At 64.8% G+C, this 17,506-nt stretch carries 16 protein-coding genes; 8 read left to right on the top strand and 8 right to left on the bottom strand.

The features are described 5' to 3' along the window. Window positions 1-18: 18 nt before the first annotated feature. Entirely contained in the window at window positions 19-777 is a 759-nt protein-coding gene (gene recO, locus KVT37_RS19290) for a DNA repair protein RecO (protein ID WP_217575956.1), read from the top strand. A gap of 15 nt (window positions 778-792) precedes the next feature. Here the strand turns inward: recO and KVT37_RS19285 are convergent, their stop codons facing one another. Beyond that, window positions 793-1,257: an NUDIX domain-containing protein gene (locus tag KVT37_RS19285; protein ID WP_217575954.1), complete on the bottom strand. Its 465-nt coding sequence runs from the start codon at window positions 1,255-1,257 to the stop codon at window positions 793-795. 242 nt (window positions 1,258-1,499) lie between these two features. Here KVT37_RS19285 and KVT37_RS19280 point away from each other — a divergent pair, with 242 nt between their 5' ends. From KVT37_RS19280 to KVT37_RS19255, 6 genes are all read left to right on the top strand, one after another. Then, window positions 1,500-4,292, top strand: coding sequence for a DUF2339 domain-containing protein (locus KVT37_RS19280; protein ID WP_217575953.1), 2,793 nt, complete (start codon window positions 1,500-1,502; stop codon window positions 4,290-4,292). 131 nt (window positions 4,293-4,423) lie between these two features. Then, on the top strand, window positions 4,424-4,942 hold the full coding sequence (locus tag KVT37_RS19275; RefSeq protein WP_112095761.1) for an RNA polymerase sigma factor: 519 nt from the start codon (window positions 4,424-4,426) through the stop codon (window positions 4,940-4,942). Continuing rightward, window positions 4,939-5,733 (top strand): anti-sigma factor, encoded by a 795-nt coding sequence (locus KVT37_RS19270; protein WP_217575951.1) that lies wholly within the window; start codon window positions 4,939-4,941, stop codon window positions 5,731-5,733. The genes KVT37_RS19275 and KVT37_RS19270 overlap by 4 nt, the downstream gene beginning before the upstream one ends. A gap of 207 nt (window positions 5,734-5,940) precedes the next feature. Then, window positions 5,941-7,038: a GNAT family N-acetyltransferase/peptidase C39 family protein gene (locus tag KVT37_RS19265; protein ID WP_217575949.1), complete on the top strand. Its 1,098-nt coding sequence runs from the start codon at window positions 5,941-5,943 to the stop codon at window positions 7,036-7,038. 3 nt (window positions 7,039-7,041) lie between these two features. Then, entirely contained in the window at window positions 7,042-8,505 is a 1,464-nt protein-coding gene (locus KVT37_RS19260; RefSeq protein ID WP_217575946.1) for a RimK family protein, read from the top strand. A gap of 90 nt (window positions 8,506-8,595) precedes the next feature. Then, complete coding sequence (locus tag KVT37_RS19255; RefSeq protein WP_217575944.1) at window positions 8,596-8,868, top strand: DUF3303 family protein; 273 nt, start codon at window positions 8,596-8,598, stop codon at window positions 8,866-8,868. A 22-nt stretch (window positions 8,869-8,890) separates the two neighbouring features. On the opposite strand, the gene KVT37_RS19250 is transcribed toward KVT37_RS19255, so the two are convergent. Next, complete coding sequence (locus KVT37_RS19250) at window positions 8,891-9,814, bottom strand: LysR substrate-binding domain-containing protein (RefSeq protein WP_217575942.1); 924 nt, start codon at window positions 9,812-9,814, stop codon at window positions 8,891-8,893. An 84-nt stretch (window positions 9,815-9,898) separates the two neighbouring features. Here KVT37_RS19250 and KVT37_RS19245 point away from each other — a divergent pair, with 84 nt between their 5' ends. Next, on the top strand, window positions 9,899-10,816 hold the full coding sequence (locus KVT37_RS19245; RefSeq protein ID WP_217575940.1) for a fatty acid desaturase family protein: 918 nt from the start codon (window positions 9,899-9,901) through the stop codon (window positions 10,814-10,816). A gap of 13 nt (window positions 10,817-10,829) precedes the next feature. Here KVT37_RS19245 and KVT37_RS19240 read toward each other — a convergent pair whose 3' ends face one another. The 6 genes from KVT37_RS19240 to KVT37_RS19215 form a co-directional block, all read right to left on the bottom strand. Beyond that, a complete protein-coding gene (locus tag KVT37_RS19240; protein WP_217575938.1) occupies window positions 10,830-12,971 on the bottom strand; it encodes a bifunctional diguanylate cyclase/phosphodiesterase in 2,142 nt (713 codons plus the stop codon). 113 nt (window positions 12,972-13,084) lie between these two features. Further along, complete coding sequence (locus KVT37_RS19235; RefSeq protein ID WP_217575936.1) at window positions 13,085-13,708, bottom strand: methyltransferase domain-containing protein; 624 nt, start codon at window positions 13,706-13,708, stop codon at window positions 13,085-13,087. 156 nt (window positions 13,709-13,864) lie between these two features. After that, window positions 13,865-14,908 (bottom strand): AraC family transcriptional regulator, encoded by a 1,044-nt coding sequence (locus KVT37_RS19230; protein ID WP_217575934.1) that lies wholly within the window; start codon window positions 14,906-14,908, stop codon window positions 13,865-13,867. A 34-nt stretch (window positions 14,909-14,942) separates the two neighbouring features. Continuing rightward, on the bottom strand, window positions 14,943-15,773 hold the full coding sequence (locus tag KVT37_RS19225; protein ID WP_217575932.1) for an oxidoreductase: 831 nt from the start codon (window positions 15,771-15,773) through the stop codon (window positions 14,943-14,945). A 165-nt stretch (window positions 15,774-15,938) separates the two neighbouring features. Then, window positions 15,939-16,577: an HD domain-containing protein gene (locus tag KVT37_RS19220; RefSeq protein ID WP_217575930.1), complete on the bottom strand. Its 639-nt coding sequence runs from the start codon at window positions 16,575-16,577 to the stop codon at window positions 15,939-15,941. After that, a complete protein-coding gene (locus KVT37_RS19215; protein WP_217575929.1) occupies window positions 16,577-17,455 on the bottom strand; it encodes a folate-binding protein YgfZ in 879 nt (292 codons plus the stop codon). Before KVT37_RS19215 ends, KVT37_RS19220 begins: the two co-directional genes overlap by 1 nt. Between the last annotated feature and the right edge of the window lie 51 nt (window positions 17,456-17,506).

The following is a 17,506-nucleotide window of genomic DNA, read 5'->3' as shown; positions in this document are numbered from 1 at the left end:
GGTGAAAAGCTCAAGCCTATGGAATGGCGCGACGAGGGAATCGTTCTCGGCACTCGCAAGCATGGCGAAACCAGCGCCATCCTCGAGGTGATGACGCGCGCCCATGGCCGCCACCTCGGTCTGGTGCGGGGAGGGCGCTCGCGCAAGCAGCAGCCGGTGCTGCAGGCCGGCAACCGCGTCGACCTTCTGTGGCGGGCGCGGCTCGACGAGCATCTCGGCGTCTTCCAGGCCGAGGCGATCGAGATGAACGCCGCGCGGCTGATGGACAGCGCGGTCGCTGTCTACGGCCTGCAGACCATGGCCGCGCATCTCAGGCTCCTGCCGGAACGTGACGCCCATGGCGGGCTCTATGAGGCGCTTGCCGTGATGATCTCCCATCTCGACGATGCCGATGCGGCGGGCGAGCTGGTGGCGCGCTTCGAGCTGCTCATCCTCGATGAACTGGGCTTCGGCCTCGATCTCAGCCAATGCGCGGCGACCGGTACGCGGCAGGATCTCGCCTATGTCTCGCCGAAATCCGGCCGCGCGGTGTCGCGTGGTGCCGGCGCTCCCTGGCATGACCAGATGTTGGCGCTGCCGGCTTTCCTGCAGCGCGGCTCCGGCCTGCGCGCCGACGCGGCAGCGCTGGAAGACGCCTTCCGGCTCAGCGGCTTCTTCTTCACCCGCCATGTCTACGAACCGCGCGGCATGGAGCCGCCCGACGCCCGTGCCGGCTTCCTGGCCGCGCTGCGCCGGCATCATGCGGTGGTCAAGGCGGTTGCGGGCGAGCCAGGATAACAGAGGCAATCGCGCCTAATCCGCTCCGCGCCGCTCCAGGAAATCGTCGAGCATGGCGCGCTGACCTTTGAGGATCTTGAGGCCGGCTTCGGGAAGCGAAAACCAGCCGGCTCGATCCACTTCGGGAAATGCCTTCATGTTTCCCGATTTCGGCGGCCACTCCATGGTGAACATGTTGCTCCTGACGGCATTTGCGTCGATGTCCGCTTCGACGCTCCACGCGATGACGATCTTCCCGCCCGGCTGCTTGTAGCTGCCGAGCGGCTGGAAGTCGCCGTCGATGGCGACGCCGAGTTCCTCTTCGGCTTCGCGCCTGGCGGCTTCGAACTCATCTTCGTTGTCGTCGATGAGTCCTTTCGGAATAGACCACGCACCCTCATCCTTTCGCGCCCAGAACGGTCCGCCCGGATGCACGAGCAGGAATTCGAACGCACCGGCGGTGCGCCTGTGGATCAGCAGGCCGGCACTTCGCTGCGGCATCGGTCACCTCGCGGCATTTCCTCAATCATGGGAGAGTAGCATGAGTATTTCGCGGTGGGGTTGCGCAATCCCGTCGGCAATGCCGCCAGCATCGGCGGCTCGGCATGGGATAAACCGGCAAGTTGCTGGCAATCGGCGACGAAACATGCTCGATCTTGTCAGTCGGCAAGGCGCTGATTTGGATAGTCGTCTCATTGCCGCATTTATTGGCCACGACTGGTCTGGTTTTGAGGGAAACCGCCATGTTTTTCAGCCTGATCGCCATTGCCGCCGTCATCGCTCTTTTCGTCATTGTTTCACGCCAGCAGAACCGCATCAGCCTGATTGAACGCGAGCTTGGCGCGTTGCGCAGCCTGATGCTTTCCGGCGCTGTGCTACCCACATCCAAGGCGGCTCAAAGCGCTCCAAGTGAGGAAGCACCGGCAGCGGTTTTGGTCGCTGAGCCTGCGGCCCAGGACGCCGCTGTCGCCGAGCCAGCCGCGGCGAAGACCGATACGGCTGATACCGAGGTCGTGGCCGGGCCGTGGAAAGGCGAGGCGGGCAGGGACGGCGCGAAGGAACCCGAAAAAGCCGAACCCGCTGACACGGCTACGCCCGCCGGAACGGCGGTACCAGCCAAAGCCGCGCGCCAGACCGATGTCGAGACGGCTCTGGGTACGCGCTGGGCGGTCTGGGTCGGCGGCATCGCGCTGGCGCTGGGCGGCGTCTTCCTGATCCGCTACACCATCGAGGCCGGCATTTTCGGCCCCGGCGTGCGCCTGACGATGGCCGGCATCCTCGGGCTGGTGCTGGTTGGCGGCGCCGAGTTCATCCGCCGCACGGGCTTCAAGGTGCCGGTGCAGGGCGCCGCCGGCGCCTATATCCCGGCGATCCTGACCGGCGCCGGCGCCTTCATCCTGTTCGGCACGGTTTACGCCGCCCACGGCATCTACGGCTTCATCGGTCCGGCGACCGCCTTCGCTCTGCTTGGCGTCATCGGCGTCGCGACCATTGGCGCTTCGCTTGTGCATGGCCTGGCGCTGGCCGGCATCGGCCTCGTCGGCGCCATGGTCACGCCGGCGCTGGTTTCCTCGCAGGCGCCCAATCCCTGGGCGCTGTTCGTCTATCTGGCGATCGTGCTTGCGGCGACAGCGGCAATCGCCCGCATCCGCGACTGGAAGGCGCTGGTGGCCGCCGCCTTCGCCGGGACCGGCATCTGGACCATTCTCTACATGACCGACGCGCCGGACATGAACCTCGCCGCTGTGCTGTTCATCAGCCTCGCCACGCTCGCCGTGCTTGCCTTCGTCTGGCTCGCCCCGTTCTTGACTATTGGCCGCGACGGCGCGGAGCGCGGCTTCGACTGGCCGTCGATCGTGCCCGGCTTCTTCATCGCCCTGACCGCGCTCGGCCTGTCCGTCGACCCGGCCTTTGCCAGCGCCGGCGATGCCTTGCACGGCGCGGTCCTGCTGGCCGCGCTGGTCGCAGTGGCGCTCTACCGGCCGCGTGCCCTGCCGCTCGTCTTTGCCGCCGGCATTGCCACCGTACTGATCTATCTCGGCATCATCCCGCCCGCCACCGTCGGCGCCAATGCGCTCGACGTCGGGCTGGATGCCCAGCCCTTGGCCTCGTCCGACGCGCTGACATTCCGCGTCGGCATCGTGCTCGGCCTGGTCTTCCTCGCCGCCGGCTTCTGGGCGGCACGCCGCTTCGTCGTCACCGCCCCGGTGCGCGCGGCCTGCTGGGCGGCCTGGGGTGTCATCGCCCCGCTGGTTGTGCTGCTCGCGCTGTGGCTGACCTTCGGCGACATCGACCGTGACCTCTTCTATGCGCTGCCGGCGCTGTTGCTGGTGCTGGCCCTTGCCGCCGGCGGCGAATGGATCGCGCGCGCCGAGGCGCCGCCGCTGACCGGTGGTCCGGCCGTTTCATTCGCGCTTGCCGGCGCCGGCGTCGCCGGCCTGCTGATGCTGCATATGGCCTTCGGTTCGGGCTGGACGACCGTGCTGCTCGGCGCCGCCGCTGTTATGCCGGCGCTGGCGACGCGTTGGCGGTCCTACCCCGTGCTGGGCTGGATCGCGGTGGGCGCTGCTGTCGCCGTGCTTGGCCGCGTCGCCTTCGATCCGACCATCGTCGGCGCGGCGTTTCTTTCCAGGACGCCGGTCTTCAACTGGCTGCTGCCGGGCTATGGCGTGCCGGCGCTCGCCTTCGGCTTCGCCGCGTGGCAGCTCGCCCGCACCACCAACGGCCGGCCGCGTCTTGCCATGGAGGCGGCCTCGGCGCTGTTCGCGCTGCTCGCCATTGCCATGCTGGTCCGCCACGCCATGCATGGCGGCGTCATCGACGCCGGCACCGTGACGCTTGCCGAACAGGCGATCTACACGCTGATCGCGCTCGGCGCCGGCGCTATCCTGGTCGCCATCGACATGCGCTCGCCGAGCTCGGTTCTGCGCTATGGCTCGATGGCCGCCGGCGTTGTCTCGGCCGGCTTGATCGCGGTTCAGCACTTCGTCGTGCTGAACCCACTGCTGACGGACGAGTCGACCGGTACGATCCCGGTTTTCAACCTTTTGCTCCTGGCCTACCTGCTGCCGGCGATCGCCGCCGGCGCGCTGGCCCTCTATGTCCGCGACAAGCGTCCCAGGTGGTATGCGGCGATGCTGGCGCTGATCGCCTCGCTGCTGGCCTTCGCCTATGCGACGCTCTCGGTGCGGCGCCTGTTCAAAGGCGAGTTCATCGCCTGGTGGAGCGGGCTTGGCCAGCTTGAGACCTACACCTATTCGGCGCTCTGGCTGATCATTGGCGTGGCGCTTCTGACCGCCGGCGTCTGGCTGAAATCGCAGGTCCTGCGCATCGCATCCGCGGTGCTGATCGCGGTCGCGGTGGTGAAGGTCTTCCTCTTCGACATGTCGGAGCTGGAAGGCGTGCTGCGCGCGCTCTCCTTCATCGGTCTCGGCGCCGTGCTGATCGGCATCGGGCTGTTCTATCAGCGGCTGCTGACCAGGGCGGCAAGGGAGAAGACCGAAAACATTCAGGAACAAGCGGATAGCCGGGAATAAACCGCCATCCACCGTCGTTATTCGCGTGCTTGGGTAATCGCAGCGGTTCGGCCGCTTCGCGCTGACTGCTTGCACCGCGCCGGAAAGGCGCGTTCTATCGGGATGGAAAGCGACCTCGAAACAAAGCGGTCATGGACGACAAGAAGGCAGCGATCCTGAGCGAAATACCGCGGTTGCGGCGCTATGCGCGCTCGTTGCTGCGCGACCGGGATTCCGCCGACGATCTCGTCCAGGACTGCCTGGAACGGGCGCTTGTGCGGCTCGACAACTGGCAGACGGGAGAAAGCCCCCGGAGGTGGCTGTTTACGATCATGCATCACTTGTTCATCGACCAGATGCGCAAGGTCAACCGGCGAGGCGAGGCGGCGATGCTGCCTCTCGAAGCCGGGGAAGCCCAAGCCGCACCCGCCGATCAGGTCGAGACCATCGCCTCGCGCGAGATCATGGATGCCTTGCAGGCGATCAGCCCCGATCGCCGCGCGGCATTGGTGATGGTCGCCATCGAGGGCTTTTCCTATGCCGAGGCCGCCAACATTCTTGGCGTGCCGGCAGGCACGCTGATGTCGCGCATCGCGCGCGGCCGCGAGGAACTGCGAGGATTGCTCGACGACTCATCGCGCCGCCGCTCGATCAGGATTGTTGAGAAATGACCCGCCGCGATTTCTCCGAACGCGATATCCATATGGCCCTCGACGGCGAGCTGCCGGGCGAGGAGCGCATGGCCTATGACGCCTGGCTCGAAGCCAATCCCGAAATGAAAGCAAAGTCGGCGCGCTACATTGCCGACCGTGCCGCCATGCGCGCCGCCTTGGCCGGCGTGATGGACGAGCCGGTGCCGGCAAGGCTGCGGCAGGCTCTGTTTGGTCAGGCGCCTGCCAAGGCGTCGGCCTGGCGTTCGCGCTGGTGGCTCTCGGCCGCCGCTGCCGTGGTGCTCGCCGTCGGCGGGCTCGGTGGCTATGTCGCCGGCGTCGACAGCATTGCCCGCGGCGGTGGCGACGACGACCAGCTCGCCGAGCAGGCGATCGCCGCCCATGTCATCTACGCCGCCGAGCAGCGTCATGCCGTCGAGGTCCCGGCGAGCGACAAGGATCATCTCCAGACCTGGCTGTCGAACCGCGTCGGACTGAAGCTGGTCGCCCCCGACCTTGCGGCCGAGGGCTTCCAGCTGGTCGGCGGCCGGCTGCTGCCCGCCGGTGAGCAAGGCAAGGCGGCGATGCTGCTCTACGAGGACGCCAAGGGCGAGCGCATTTCGCTCTTCGTCACCGCCGAATCGTCCGCAACCTCCAAGGGTACCTATACGGCCGAAGGAGGCGGACCGGAGGCGGTCTACTGGCTCGACAAGGGCTATGCTTGCGCCGTCGTCGGCTCGTTGCCGCCGGAGCGGCTGTCGGATGTCGCCAAGACCGCCTACGGCCAGCTCCTGGCCGGCATATCGAGCTGAACCGGCTGCGTTTTTCGGCGGCCGGCAGCCTCTTGAACGGCAATTCTGTTCAAACACTTTGCCCTTTTCTGCCGTGGCGGAAACTGTCACAATTCGGCCCTAATCAAGGAGCGATAGCGCTTGATGAATGCCGGCATTTCAGCTGGTATTCGCGACGCATCCACCGGGGCCGTTTCCACAACCCAATCGAGGTTTTCCCAAGCCCGCATGCCTGCCGAGATTCGAAAGGCCCGCGCGTCAGACGTCGATGACCTCGCCGCCATCGAGAAGGCTGTCTTTCCCGGCGACCGGCTCTCGCGCCGCTCCTTTCGTCAGTTCATCGAACGCGAGACCGCCGAGATGCTGGTGGCTGAGAGCGAGGGCCGCGTCGCCGGTTATGCGGTGGTGCTGTTTCGCAAGGGCAGCGGCGTGGCGCGACTCTATTCCATCGCTGTCGGTCCCTTCTTCGGCCGGCTCGGCATCGGCCGTCTTCTGCTTGACGCCGCCGAGGAGGCGGCCTTCGAGCACGACCGGCTGTTGCTGCGCCTTGAAGTGCGCGAGGACAACGATCGCGCCATCCGTGTCTACGAGCAGGCCGGCTATCGCAAATTGGGCCGCGAGCCCGACTATTACGAGGATGGCGCCACGGCGCTGCGCTACGAAAAGACGCTGCGCGGCGACACACCCACGGCGACCAAAGTGCCGTTCTATCAGCAGACCTGCGAGTTCACCTGCGGCCCATGCTGCCTGATGATGGCGATGGCCAATTTCGACCGCGGCTTCGTGCCGGACCCGGTCATGGAAATCCGCCTCTGGCGCGAGGCGACCACCGTCTTCATGATGTCGGGTCCTGGCGGCTGCGAGCCTTTCGGCCTGGCGGTCGCCGGCTATGAGAGCGGGCTTGCCGCCGAGATATTCGTCTCCTTCTACGGCGCGCTGTTCCTGCAGTCGGTGAGGAGCGAGGACAAGCGCCGGGTGATGGAGCTCGCTCAGGTCGATTTCCGCCGCCGCGCCGAGCTTTACGGCATCCCCGTTAACTACCGCCCGTTCGGCATCGGCGACATCCGCCAGGCTCTGGCCGAGGGCAAGCTGGTGGTGGTGCTGATCAGCGGCTTCCTTATGTTCGGCAAGAAGGTGCCCCATTGGGTGCTGGCCATCGGCGACGATGGCGACCATATCCTGATCCACGACCCCTGGGTCGAGGATGAAAGGCAGGAAACCATTCTCGATGCCGCGAACATTCCAGTGCCCTACGACATCTTCATGAACATGGCGCAGTTCGGCCGCGACGGTTTGCGCGCCGCCATCACTCTGGGAAAACGCTGAACAATGACCTGGGTAATCCTGACAGGCAGGCAGAACGATCTCGATCAGGTGGCCACACCCCACAAGATCATCACCAACCGCGACTATCTCGCGCATCCGGCGCTGTTTCGCGGCCAGCGGCCGAAGGTGATCAACCTGTCGAACAATTACGGCTATCAGAGCCGCGGCTACTACGCCTCGCTGCTCGCCGGATCGCGCGGCCACAGGGTGATTCCGACGGTCGAGACGATGATCGACCTGTCGGAGCGCAAGCTGTACGAGCACGCGCTGCCCGAGCTCGAGCTCGCCTTGAACAAATGCCGCAAGGACCTCGGCGGGACGTTTCCGGCCAAGGTCGCGATCTTCTTCGGCATCGGCCCGTCGAAAGTCTGGGACCGCTTCGCCAAGCTGCTGTTCGACTGGTTCCGCGCACCGGCGCTCGAGGTCCATATCAAGGACAGCGCCGAATGGGCCTCGATCCGCAAGATCGGTTTCCTGCCGCTCGCCCGCATGACCGAGAGCGAGGAAGAGTTCTTCCTGCAATGCCTGGACACCTACACCAACCGCGAATGGCGCGACACCAAGGGCCGCACGCCGGCGCGCTATACGTTCGCGACGCTGGTCGATCCGCATGAGGAATTGCCGCCGTCGGAAATCTCCTCGCTGCGCTATTGGGCGAGGATCGCCGAGAAGATGGGCGTAGAAGTCGAGCCGATCACCAGGAAGGATCTCGCCAAGCTCGCCAATTACGACGCGCTGTTCATTCGCGAGACCACCTCGATCTCCAACCACACCTACCGCTTCGCGCGCCGCGCCCAGCAGGAAGGCATGCCGGTGATCGACGACCCGCTGTCGATGATCCGCTGCACCAACAAGGTCTATCTCAACGAGCTGATGACCTACAACAAGGTGCCGGTGCCGCCGACGGTGATGATCGCCGGCACGTCGGACTTCGAGGTGGCGGCGCAGACGCTGGGCTTCCCGCTGGTGCTGAAGATCCCGGACTCGTCCTTCTCGCGCGGCGTCAAGAAGTGCGAGACCATGGCTGAGCTGACCAAGCTCGCGACCGAGTGGCTGGACGATTCCGACCTGCTGATCGCGCAGAAATTCATCCCGACCGAATATGACTGGCGCGTCGGCGTGCTCGGCGGTCAGCCGCTGTTTGCCGTGCATTATCTGATGGCGAAGAAGCACTGGCAGATCGTCAACCACAAGGCGAACGGCAAGCCCGATCAGGGCGGTATCAAAACCTTCACGCTGAAGCAGACACCGCCGCATGTCGTCGAGACGGCGGTCAAGGCGGCCAAGTGCATCGGCGACGGTCTTTACGGCGTCGATCTCAAGGAGACCAAGGACGGCGTCTTCGTCATCGAGGTCAACGACAATCCCAATCTCGACCATGGCTGGGAGGATTCCGGCGAGAAGGACGAGCTGTGGGTGCGGTTGACGCAGTGGTTCCTGGAGCGGCTGGAGAGGCCGGAGAAGTAGCGGGCGGGGGAAGAGGAACTGAAGAACTGAAGAATTGGGTCATCACCTTCTCGGTTCCCCAGTTCCCGTCATTCAAACCGAGGGAAAAGAATGCTGTTCTTCGTGATCGAGGATTTTCACGGCGCGGACCGCAAGGAAATCTACCGCCGCTTCCGTGACAAGGGCCGGCTGAAGCCGGACGAGCTTGTCGTCCACCACAGCTGGATCGCCGGCGACATGAGCCGCTGCTTCATGCTGGTGGAAGCCGACGATGCGACGATCCTGCAGCGCTGGGCCATCGAATGGAACGACCTGGTCGAGTTCGAGATCGTTCCGGTGGCGACCAGCAAGGACATGGTCGCGGCCCTGGCCGGGCATCTGTGAGCAGGTGCCCGGATTGCCGTTGTCAGGTTGACAGGGCACCGAGCGCCGGTGACCTGACCGCGCTCGCGCATTCCCCGATCAGCCATTCGCGGAACGCCGCCACGACATCGCGTCTTGCGCTGCGTTCCGGGATGGTCAGGCAATAAGGCTGGCGCAGCGCGAGGGATCGGGCGACGGGCCGGACCAGCCTTCCGTCGTCAAGCGCCTGGGCGCAATAGATGCCCTGGGCCAGCGCCACGCCCAGTCCTGAAATAGCGAGATCGAGCGCTGCCCGTGACGAATTCGCCGAAAGGCCGCGCTGGACGGCACGGCCCGGCTCGCTTCCCGCTGCCTCGAACCAGTTGCGCCAGGATGGAAAAGACGCGCCGGTCGGCCCCCAATCGGTGTGGATGAGTGGCAGGCCGGCAAGGCTTTCGGGTCTCCCCGCACCGGCGAGCGTTGGCGCGCAGACGGGATAGACGGCGTCCCTGACGATCTCCTCGGTCGGATGCTCCCGATAATGCGGACCGTAGGAGAGGCGGATGTCGATCAATTCATGATCGAACGGGACGGGGTCGTCATCGCCGCGCAAAGAAATGTCGGCGGCGCCATGACCGGCGACGAAGCCGGCGAGCCGCTCCGACAGCCAGCCCATTGCCATCGAAGGCGGCACCGAGATGACGAGCCTTGGCCGGAACGCATCGCCGCCGACGTCGCGCGCGACGCTGCCGATTTCGCGGAAAGCCATGCTGAGCCTCGGCAGCATCTCCACCCCGGCCTCGGTCAGCACCGCGCGCCGGTTGACCCGGTGGAACAGTTTTCGCCCCATCTGCTCCTCGACGGTGCGGATGAGCTGGCTGACGGCCGCTGGCGAAACCGACAATTCCTCAGCGGCGGCGGCAAAGCTGCCTGTGCGCGCCGCCGCTTCGAAGGCCTGAAGTCCGCGCAAGGAGGGAAGGGCGACCATGACAACCCGAAAGATAAGGTGGTCTTATCTATTTTACAGAAATCCTCGTTTTTCAAAAGATTTCTTTCTGGGTATCGTGAAGCCATGAACGCAATCGACCACGACGCCACTGTCGACCATCGCTACGTCATAGCCTCGCTAACCAATGAGGAACGCGGCCGGCTGACCGGCAAGTCGGACGGGCCGGGCCTCATCCAGTTCGCTCTCCATCTCGGCGCGATCATTGCTCTCGGCGCGCTGATCGCGGCCAAGGTGCCGTACTGGCCGCTGCTGATGCTGCCGCAGGGCATCCTGATCGTGTTCCTGTTCACGCTGCTGCACGAGACCGTGCACCGGACCGCCTTCGAAACGCAGTGGCTGAACGATATGGTCGCGCGCTTCTGCAGCCTGGCGATCGCGCTGCCCGCCGACTGGTTCCGCTATTTCCACTTCGCCCATCACCGCTTCACCCAGGATCCCGAGAACGATCCGGAGCTGGCCTTCCCGAAGCCCGAAACCTTGTGGCAATACATCGTCCACGTCTCCGGCCTGCCGGTCTGGTGGGGTCATTTCAAGACGCTCTACAGCAATGCCACCGGTGGCTGCCGGGACAGTTACGTGCCGCCGAAGGGGCTGCCGAAAGTGACGGCCGAGGCGCGCGCGATGATCGCCTTCTATGTCGTCCTGCTCGCGCTGGCCGTGTGGTTCAAGGCGTCGGTCGTGCTTTATGTCTGGATCGTGCCGGCGCTGCTTGGCCAGCCTTTCCTGCGGCTCTATCTGCTGGCCGAGCATGGCCGCTGTCCCTTCGTCGCCAACATGTTGGAAAACACCAGGACCACCCTGACCAACTGGTTCGTGCGCAAACTCGCCTGGAACATGCCTTATCATGCCGAGCACCACGCCTATCCCGGCGTGCCGTTCCACCAGCTGCCGGAATTCCACCGGCTGATCGAGCGTCATCTCAAGGTGGTCGAGCCCGGCTATGTGAGCTTCCATGAGAAATACATCGAGGGTCTTCGCTGACGGGCGACGGTACTTAGCCCGACTGACGCAGCAGCGCCTGCGAGCGTAGCAGCCGGCCGATTTCGGACGCCTTGGTCGGCCTGCCGATCAGATAGCCTTGCGCCTCGCCGCAGCCGGCCTTGCGCAGGATGTCGAGCTGCGCTTCGGTTTCGACGCCTTCGGCGGTGACGGTGATGCCGAGCTCGGCGCCGAGCCCGATCACCGTGCGCACGATCGCCGCCGTGTCGCGCTTGTCGAGGTCGCGGATGAAGGAGCGGTCGATCTTGATCTTGTCGACGGGAAAGCGGCGCAGATAGCCGAGCGAGGAATAGCCGGTGCCGAAATCGTCGAGCGCGATGCGCACGCCGAGACCGCGCAACTGGCTGAGCGTCTTCAGCACCGCGTCGCTTTCGTCCATCATCACCGTCTCGGTGATTTCGAGCTCCAGCCGGTGGGCCGGCAGCCCGGAAAAGGCAAGCGCCGAGATCACGCTGCGGGCGAAGCCGCCGCTCTTGATCTGCGCGGCCGAGACATTGACGGCCATGCGCATGTCCGGTGGCCAGTTCGCAGCCACGTTGCACGCCTTGCGCAATGCCCAGTCGCCGAGCTGCACGATCAGTCCGGTCTCCTCGGCGACGGGGATGAAGTTTTCCGGCGACACCAGGCCGCGCGCCGGGGAGCGCCAGCGCATCAGAGCCTCCGCGCCGACAATGTCGCCGGAGCCGATGTTGAGGATCGGCTGGAAGTCGAGCTCGAATTCGCGCTTCGGGAGTGCGGCTTCGAGCTCGACCTCGAGCGCCCTGCGCTCGCGCATCAACGCATCCATGCCCGGCTCGAAGAAGCGATAGACGTTGCGCCCTTCGCTCTTGCCCCGGTAGAGCGCCATGTCGGCGTTGGTGAGCAGCGTGTCGGCGTCGTGCCCGTCGCCGGGATAAAGCGCGATGCCGAGGCTCGCGCCGACATGCATTTCGCGTCCCTTGTCGCGATAAGGTTTGCCGACGATCTCGACGATCCGCTTGGCGAGCTTTTCGGCGTCGGCGGCGCTTTTGATGCCGGACTGGATGATGGCGAACTCGTCGCCGCCGAAGCGCGCCACCACGTCCTTGCTGCCGCGCACGGCGTGCTGCAGCCGCTTCGCGACGCATTTCAGCAGCCAGTCTCCGGCCGGGTGGCCGAATGTGTCGTTGACAGCTTTGAAGCGGTCGAGGTCGAGCGAGAAGATCGCCAGCGGCCCGGCCTTTGCCTCGCCAAGCGCCTGGTCCAGCTTTTCGCGAAACATCGAGCGGTTGGGCAGGTTGGTCAGCGTATCGTGATGCGCAAGATGCGTCATGCGCTCTTCGACACGGCGCCGTTCGGTGACATCCTCGAAGGTCGCCACCCATCCGCCGCCGGAGAGCGGCCGGCGAGAGACGAACAGCGTTCGGCCATCGACGAGCTCGCGATAGCTCGAGCGCGACTGGCCCGCGTCCAGGGCGGCCTTCGTCTTTCCTACCTCGATGTCGATCTCGACGGGCATGAAGATGCGCAGACCAACCAGTTTCTCCAGCATCTGGCCGTGGGTCATGCCGAGCGGGAAATCCGCGGCCTTGGCGTTGCACAGATCCAGGAAGCGCTGGTTGCGCACGATCAGGCGGCCCTCGGCGCTGTACATCAGCAGGCCTTGCGACATGTTGGCCAGGGCGGCGTCGAAGCGGCGATGCTGCTCCTTCAGTTCCGCCTCCGCGTGCCGCTCTCCGGTCACGTCCTCATAGATCGACACCCAGCCGCCGACGGCGATCGGCCGATGCGAAATGACGATGATGCGCCCGTCCGAAAGAACTTCCTCGTAGGTCGAAGGCCTGGCGCCGTCGATATAAGGTTTGCGGATGGCATAGAGCTCGCCGGCGCTCTGCGAGGCGATGCCGATGTCGACGCTATGCTGCAGGATGTCGAAGAAGCGAATGCCTGGCTTCACCACCTTGGCGTCGAGATTGAAGATGTCGAGATAGTTGCGATTGCAGATGATCATGCGCTCATCGGCATCGAACATGCACAGGCCATGCGACATGTTCTCGACGGCCGCCGCGAAGCGCTCGTTCTGGGCCCGCAATTCTTCCGCTATGCGTCGAGCCGGGCCAATACCGGTGGTTCTGCGCCTGCCGGCGACCGAACCAGTCTTGACATGTGCGCCAGGCATGAGCACGCCTTCGGACCGTGACCGAACGCAATACTGTCGTGGTCGCCGGTTAATTTAGCGTTCTTTTATGGGCTGAATTCACGGCAGGAAAGCTTGCCTTTGGCTGAGCGCCTTCAGCCGCTTATCCAGGATGGTTCTCTAACGCCGCCAGAAACCGCGGCCTTTATCTTGCCGCTTTGGCGCCTGGAGATCCTGTAGACGGAAGCAGGCGGGACGTTCAACATCGTGCGCCCAACATGCGTCGCAGTGAGGTCCAGTCCTTCGAGGATAGGCCGCGCGACCGGACACCGAGGCCCATAGGTGAACTGGTAGAATGCCGCTCCGGGCCGCAGATGCGCGAACGCGCCGTCGAGGATTGCTATCACCTTCTGGTCGGGCATGCTCAGCAGCGGCAAGCCGCTGATCACTGCCCCCACCGGTGCATCGCGAAATTGCAACTCTCCGACGCGGGCCGCGTCCATCCGAAGCACATGCGCCCCAGGATATCGAGCTTCCAGATGTCGCGCGAAATTCTCGCCATATTCAACCAAGGTGAGGTCCTCCGGCCGCACGCCGCGCTCCAGGAGTTTGGCCGTGAAGACGCCGGTACCGGGTCCCAACTCGAGCACCCGTCCCGTCCCGGCGTTGATGTCCTGGGTGATGATCCTCGCGAGCGCGTTGCCGGATGGAGCTATTGCAGCCACCCGCAGCGGTGCGGCCATCCAGGACCGAAAGAACATCCAGAAATCGCCCCGCATCGAGCCCCCTCGGAAGAGCCTGTGACAATTCAATGGGAATTCGGATAGCGCCTGGTCGCGCGCAGCGCTGTGGCGGAAGACGCCAATGCACTTGCGCGATACGCCAATGTGGTCGGCTTCAGTCGGGCCGAGGCACCGCGCCGGATCGGTCGCGCATCAATGCAGGAAGCCGTTCGATCCAGACTGTTTGACGTCGTCGAAATTGAGTTCCCGCCAACGGTTGGGCGTCGTGCCTTCCCAGTCGCGGAAGGCGCGATAGAAGGAACTGGTATCCTGGTAACCGAGCAGGCAGGCGACCTCGTCTATGTCGGCCGAGGGATCGGACAAGAGCTGCCGGCCGAGTTCCTGTCGAGCGTTGACGAGAAGCTCGCGAAAGCTCGTTCCTTCCCCGGTGATGCGCCGCTGCAGCGTGCGTTCGCTCATGCCGAGCTCGCGAGCGATGTCGGAAAGCTCCGGCCTTCCGCTGGCAAGGCTTCGCTTCAGAACGATCTTGACCTGCTCACTGGTCGAGCTTTGCGCCTGAAGCTCGCCCAGCGCTGCGGAAAGTGCGGGCGTGAGGACATCGAGAAGCTCGGGGTTGTGGCCGGGAAAGGGGCGATCGAGGTCGGCGGAGCGCAGAACCAGCAGGTCGCGCGCTGCTCCATAGCGGATCGGACAGCCGAAATAGTCCCGAACCATGTCGCTCTTGGGATCAGGGCGCGTCAGTTCGATACGAAGTGGGAGAAGATGCTGCCCGGTTCCCCGCCGGCCGAGCTCGACCAGAAAGGCAAAGGCGACGTCGGTGGCAACCGCAGGCGTCGGCTCGGCGGCGTAGAGCCACTCGGAGCTGATCGCGCATTCACCGTTCTCTTCGACTACATGCAGTTGCTCGGGCGAGCATAGGCGTTTGAAACGAGCGATCCGGCTGATGCCGTCGCGGTAGTCGCGCGCGTGGAAGGCGGCGAGCGTGGAGGGTGGATGGATCGCGGTGTCGGCGGCCTCGACCAGCCGCAACCCCAGATCCGGTTTCGCGTAGAGCTCTTCGAGAGCCCTCCACAGCGCGAAATATTGGGCGGTCGTGACGAAGGCCTGCTCGTTGAGGTGGAGGGTGGCGGGAAGCCGGGCCTGCCGCAACACGGCTGGCGCGGGCAGACCGAGGCGCTCCACGGCGCGCCAGAACGCCCGCGGCACCTTGCATCTGTCGCCCGGAACGCCGCTCATGCCCGGTTTCCCCTGTTCACGCAGCTTGCGCCGCTCATTTCATCTGGCTGAGGATCAGGCGGTCGAACATGCGATCGCCGAACCACTTCCTGACGCCGATCATCATTTTCGCATACTTGCCGGCGGCGTAGCGCGTCCGCGGCCTGGCCGATCGCACGGCCGCCGAAACCACGTCGGCGATAACGCGCGGGTCGCTGCCGAGCCCGTGGCCGTAGCTCGCTTTCGTCGTCTTCGCCACCGTCTGGGCCACCTTCGCGTAGGCGCTGGCGCCGGATCGCTTCAAAAGTCCGTCGGCGACGACATCGCCGAATCCGGTTTCGATGAGGCCCGGCTCGACGACCACGACTTTGATGCCGAAAGGGGCAAGCTCGAGCCGCAGGCTGTCCGACCAGCCTTCGAGCGCATGCTTGGTCGCGTGATACCAGGCGCCGAGCAAGGTATAGATCTTGCCGCCCATCGAGGTGATGTTGACGATCGTGCCTGCCTTCTTCCGGCGCATCGCCGGCAGCAGGAGCTGCGTCAGGCGGGCCGGGCCGAAGACATTCACTTCGAACTGATAGCGCGCTTCGTCGATGCCGATATCCTCGACCGGCCCGTACAGCCCGAAACCGGCATTGTTGACGAGCACATCGACGCCGTCGACTTCGGCGAGGATGCCGGCAACAGCCGCTTCGATATCGGTGTCCTTCGAAATGTCCATGCGCAGCGGGTGCGCCCCGAGCGCCGCGAGGTCTTCCATCTTCTCGACTTGGCGTGCGGCAACATAGACCTGATAGCCGTCCTGGATCAGGCGCTTGGCGATTTCCTTGCCCATGCCGGACGACGCGCCGGTCACAAGGGCTGTCTTTTTCTTCCTGTCAAACATGATTGCCTCTTAATCTTGCTTGACCGAAATCTAGGGGCGAACACTCACACGTTCACTGACGAAGCACGCCAAGAGAGTAGCAGATTACGCCAAACCCGCGTCGCTTTCTTGGAAAACTCCGACCAGGTCTGACGGCCATGTCTTGTATTGGTCGCCGGCTGGCGTTCAGGTTGCGGAACTGGCGGCAAGAAAAGACTGGCGCTTGGCATCCAGCGTCTTGAAACGCTTGAGAAAAGCCGCCTGGGCCCAGGTCACGGATTTGGGCGTGATGTCGAAGCGTTCGGCGGAGAAGCCGCGCGGCCGGCCGAAATACTCGGTCGCCTCCGCGGTCGAAAAGCCGGCCAGCAGCGTCGCCTCGTAATAGGCGGCGATCTGGTCGGCGCGCTTGATGTCCTTGCCCAAGGAGGCGGCGAGCTCCGCCGGCAATGAGAAGCGCAGATGGATGGCGCGCTGCAGGCGCAACTCGCAGTCCTTGTAGGAGCCGCCCATCACCGACTTGAAGGGCGAGATCATGTCGCCGATGACATATTCCGGCGCATCGTGCAGCAGTGCTGCAAGCCTTGCCTCGGCGCTGGCCTCCGGTGCCAGCTCGCCATAGAGCGCCTCGACCAGCAACGAATGCTGGGCGACGGAAAAGGCATGATCGCCACTGGTCTGACCGTTCCAGCGGGCGACGCGGGCAAGGCCGTGCGCGATGTCGGCAATCTCGATGTCGAGCGGCGAGGGGTCGAGCAGGTCGAGCCGCCGTCCCGAAAGCATGCGTTGCCAGGCGCGCGGCGGCGCGCCCGCCCGGTCGGCCGCCATCAGGCCTCCTCCGCGCTGGCCGCATCCTGCGGGAAGGTGAATTTTGCCCAGGCGGGGATCGCGAGCGCCAGCGGAGTCTCGCCGGCCATGATCGCCTCGCCGGCATCGAGCGCCGCCTTGACGCGGTCGATACGGGCGATGGCGAGGCCGGTCCGGCCGCCGACAGACCCCAGCGTGCCCACCGGCCGGCCGGCAACGGAAAGCTCGGTTCCCGAAGCGGGCAGGGGACTTTCGGCCGACGCGATCAGCACACGACGTCGCGCGGTGCCGCGATGCTGCATGCGCGAGACCACCTCCTGGCCGATATAGCAGCCCTTCTTGAAGCCGACGCCGCCGGTTTCGTCGAGCAGCACATCATGCGGGAAGGCATCGCCGAGCTGGTAGTCGCTGCCGCTTTCGGCGATGCCGTAGCCGATGCGTAGCGCCTGCCATGCTTCGGGATCAGCGCCGTCGCTTGCTGCGCCGCCATAGCTGCGCCTGACCGCCACATCGCGGAAGCGCGTGTCTGCAAGCGCAGTTGAATCAGCCGCGATTGAATCGAAATGTGAGGCGGTTGAATCACCGCCCCATGCGATCGTAACAAGCACCTGATCCTGCTTGGCAATATCGGCCTTCGCCCTTAGCCGGTAAAGCATCAGCCGGCGCATGAAATCATCGGCGATGTCGGCCCGGCATTCCAACTGGAAGCCGTCGTCGCCGGCGCGCGAGATCAGGAAATCGAACAGGATCTTGCCTTGCGGCGCCAGCAGCGCGCCGGGCTTTGCCTGACCCGGCCCGAGCGTGTCGAGATCGGTGGTGAGGATGTTCTGCAGGAAATGTTCGGCATCCGGGCCTGACACGGAAATGAGCGCGCGGTCTTTGAGCTGGGCAAAGGGCATGAGGGTAAAATCGGCCTGATCTTGCAAAACGTTCGGTCATTACGTAAGCCG

This window comes from Mesorhizobium sp. GbtcB19 (genome assembly GCF_019091085.1).
GTDB lineage: Bacteria > Pseudomonadota > Alphaproteobacteria > Rhizobiales > Rhizobiaceae > Mesorhizobium.
The sequence above is the reverse complement of the archived record's forward strand: the minus strand, read 5'-3'. Positions and strand labels throughout refer to the sequence as shown.

Excerpts from the sequence above, each read along its gene's own strand:
- KVT37_RS19275 (WP_112095761.1), top strand. The coding sequence starts at position 4,424 with ATGGACGACAAGAAGGCAGCGATCCTGAGCGAAATACCGCGGTTGCGG.
- KVT37_RS19220 (WP_217575930.1), bottom strand. The coding sequence starts at position 16,577 with ATGGCGGCCGACCGGGCGGGCGCGCCGCCGCGCGCCTGGCAACGCATG.
- KVT37_RS19245 (WP_217575940.1), top strand. The coding sequence starts at position 9,899 with ATGAACGCAATCGACCACGACGCCACTGTCGACCATCGCTACGTCATA.
- recO (WP_217575956.1), top strand. The coding sequence starts at position 19 with ATGGAATGGCGCGACGAGGGAATCGTTCTCGGCACTCGCAAGCATGGC.
- KVT37_RS19285 (WP_217575954.1), bottom strand. The coding sequence starts at position 1,257 with ATGCCGCAGCGAAGTGCCGGCCTGCTGATCCACAGGCGCACCGCCGGT.
- KVT37_RS19215 (WP_217575929.1), bottom strand. The coding sequence starts at position 17,455 with ATGCCCTTTGCCCAGCTCAAAGACCGCGCGCTCATTTCCGTGTCAGGC.
- KVT37_RS19270 (WP_217575951.1), top strand. The coding sequence starts at position 4,939 with ATGACCCGCCGCGATTTCTCCGAACGCGATATCCATATGGCCCTCGAC.
- KVT37_RS19265 (WP_217575949.1), top strand. The coding sequence starts at position 5,941 with ATGCCTGCCGAGATTCGAAAGGCCCGCGCGTCAGACGTCGATGACCTC.
- KVT37_RS19250 (WP_217575942.1), bottom strand. The coding sequence starts at position 9,814 with ATGGTCGCCCTTCCCTCCTTGCGCGGACTTCAGGCCTTCGAAGCGGCG.
- KVT37_RS19280 (WP_217575953.1), top strand. The coding sequence starts at position 1,500 with ATGTTTTTCAGCCTGATCGCCATTGCCGCCGTCATCGCTCTTTTCGTC.
- KVT37_RS19260 (WP_217575946.1), top strand. The coding sequence starts at position 7,042 with ATGACCTGGGTAATCCTGACAGGCAGGCAGAACGATCTCGATCAGGTG.
- KVT37_RS19230 (WP_217575934.1), bottom strand. The coding sequence starts at position 14,908 with ATGAGCGGCGTTCCGGGCGACAGATGCAAGGTGCCGCGGGCGTTCTGG.
- KVT37_RS19240 (WP_217575938.1), bottom strand. The coding sequence starts at position 12,971 with ATGCCTGGCGCACATGTCAAGACTGGTTCGGTCGCCGGCAGGCGCAGA.
- KVT37_RS19235 (WP_217575936.1), bottom strand. The coding sequence starts at position 13,708 with ATGCGGGGCGATTTCTGGATGTTCTTTCGGTCCTGGATGGCCGCACCG.
- KVT37_RS19255 (WP_217575944.1), top strand. The coding sequence starts at position 8,596 with ATGCTGTTCTTCGTGATCGAGGATTTTCACGGCGCGGACCGCAAGGAA.
- KVT37_RS19225 (WP_217575932.1), bottom strand. The coding sequence starts at position 15,773 with ATGTTTGACAGGAAGAAAAAGACAGCCCTTGTGACCGGCGCGTCGTCC.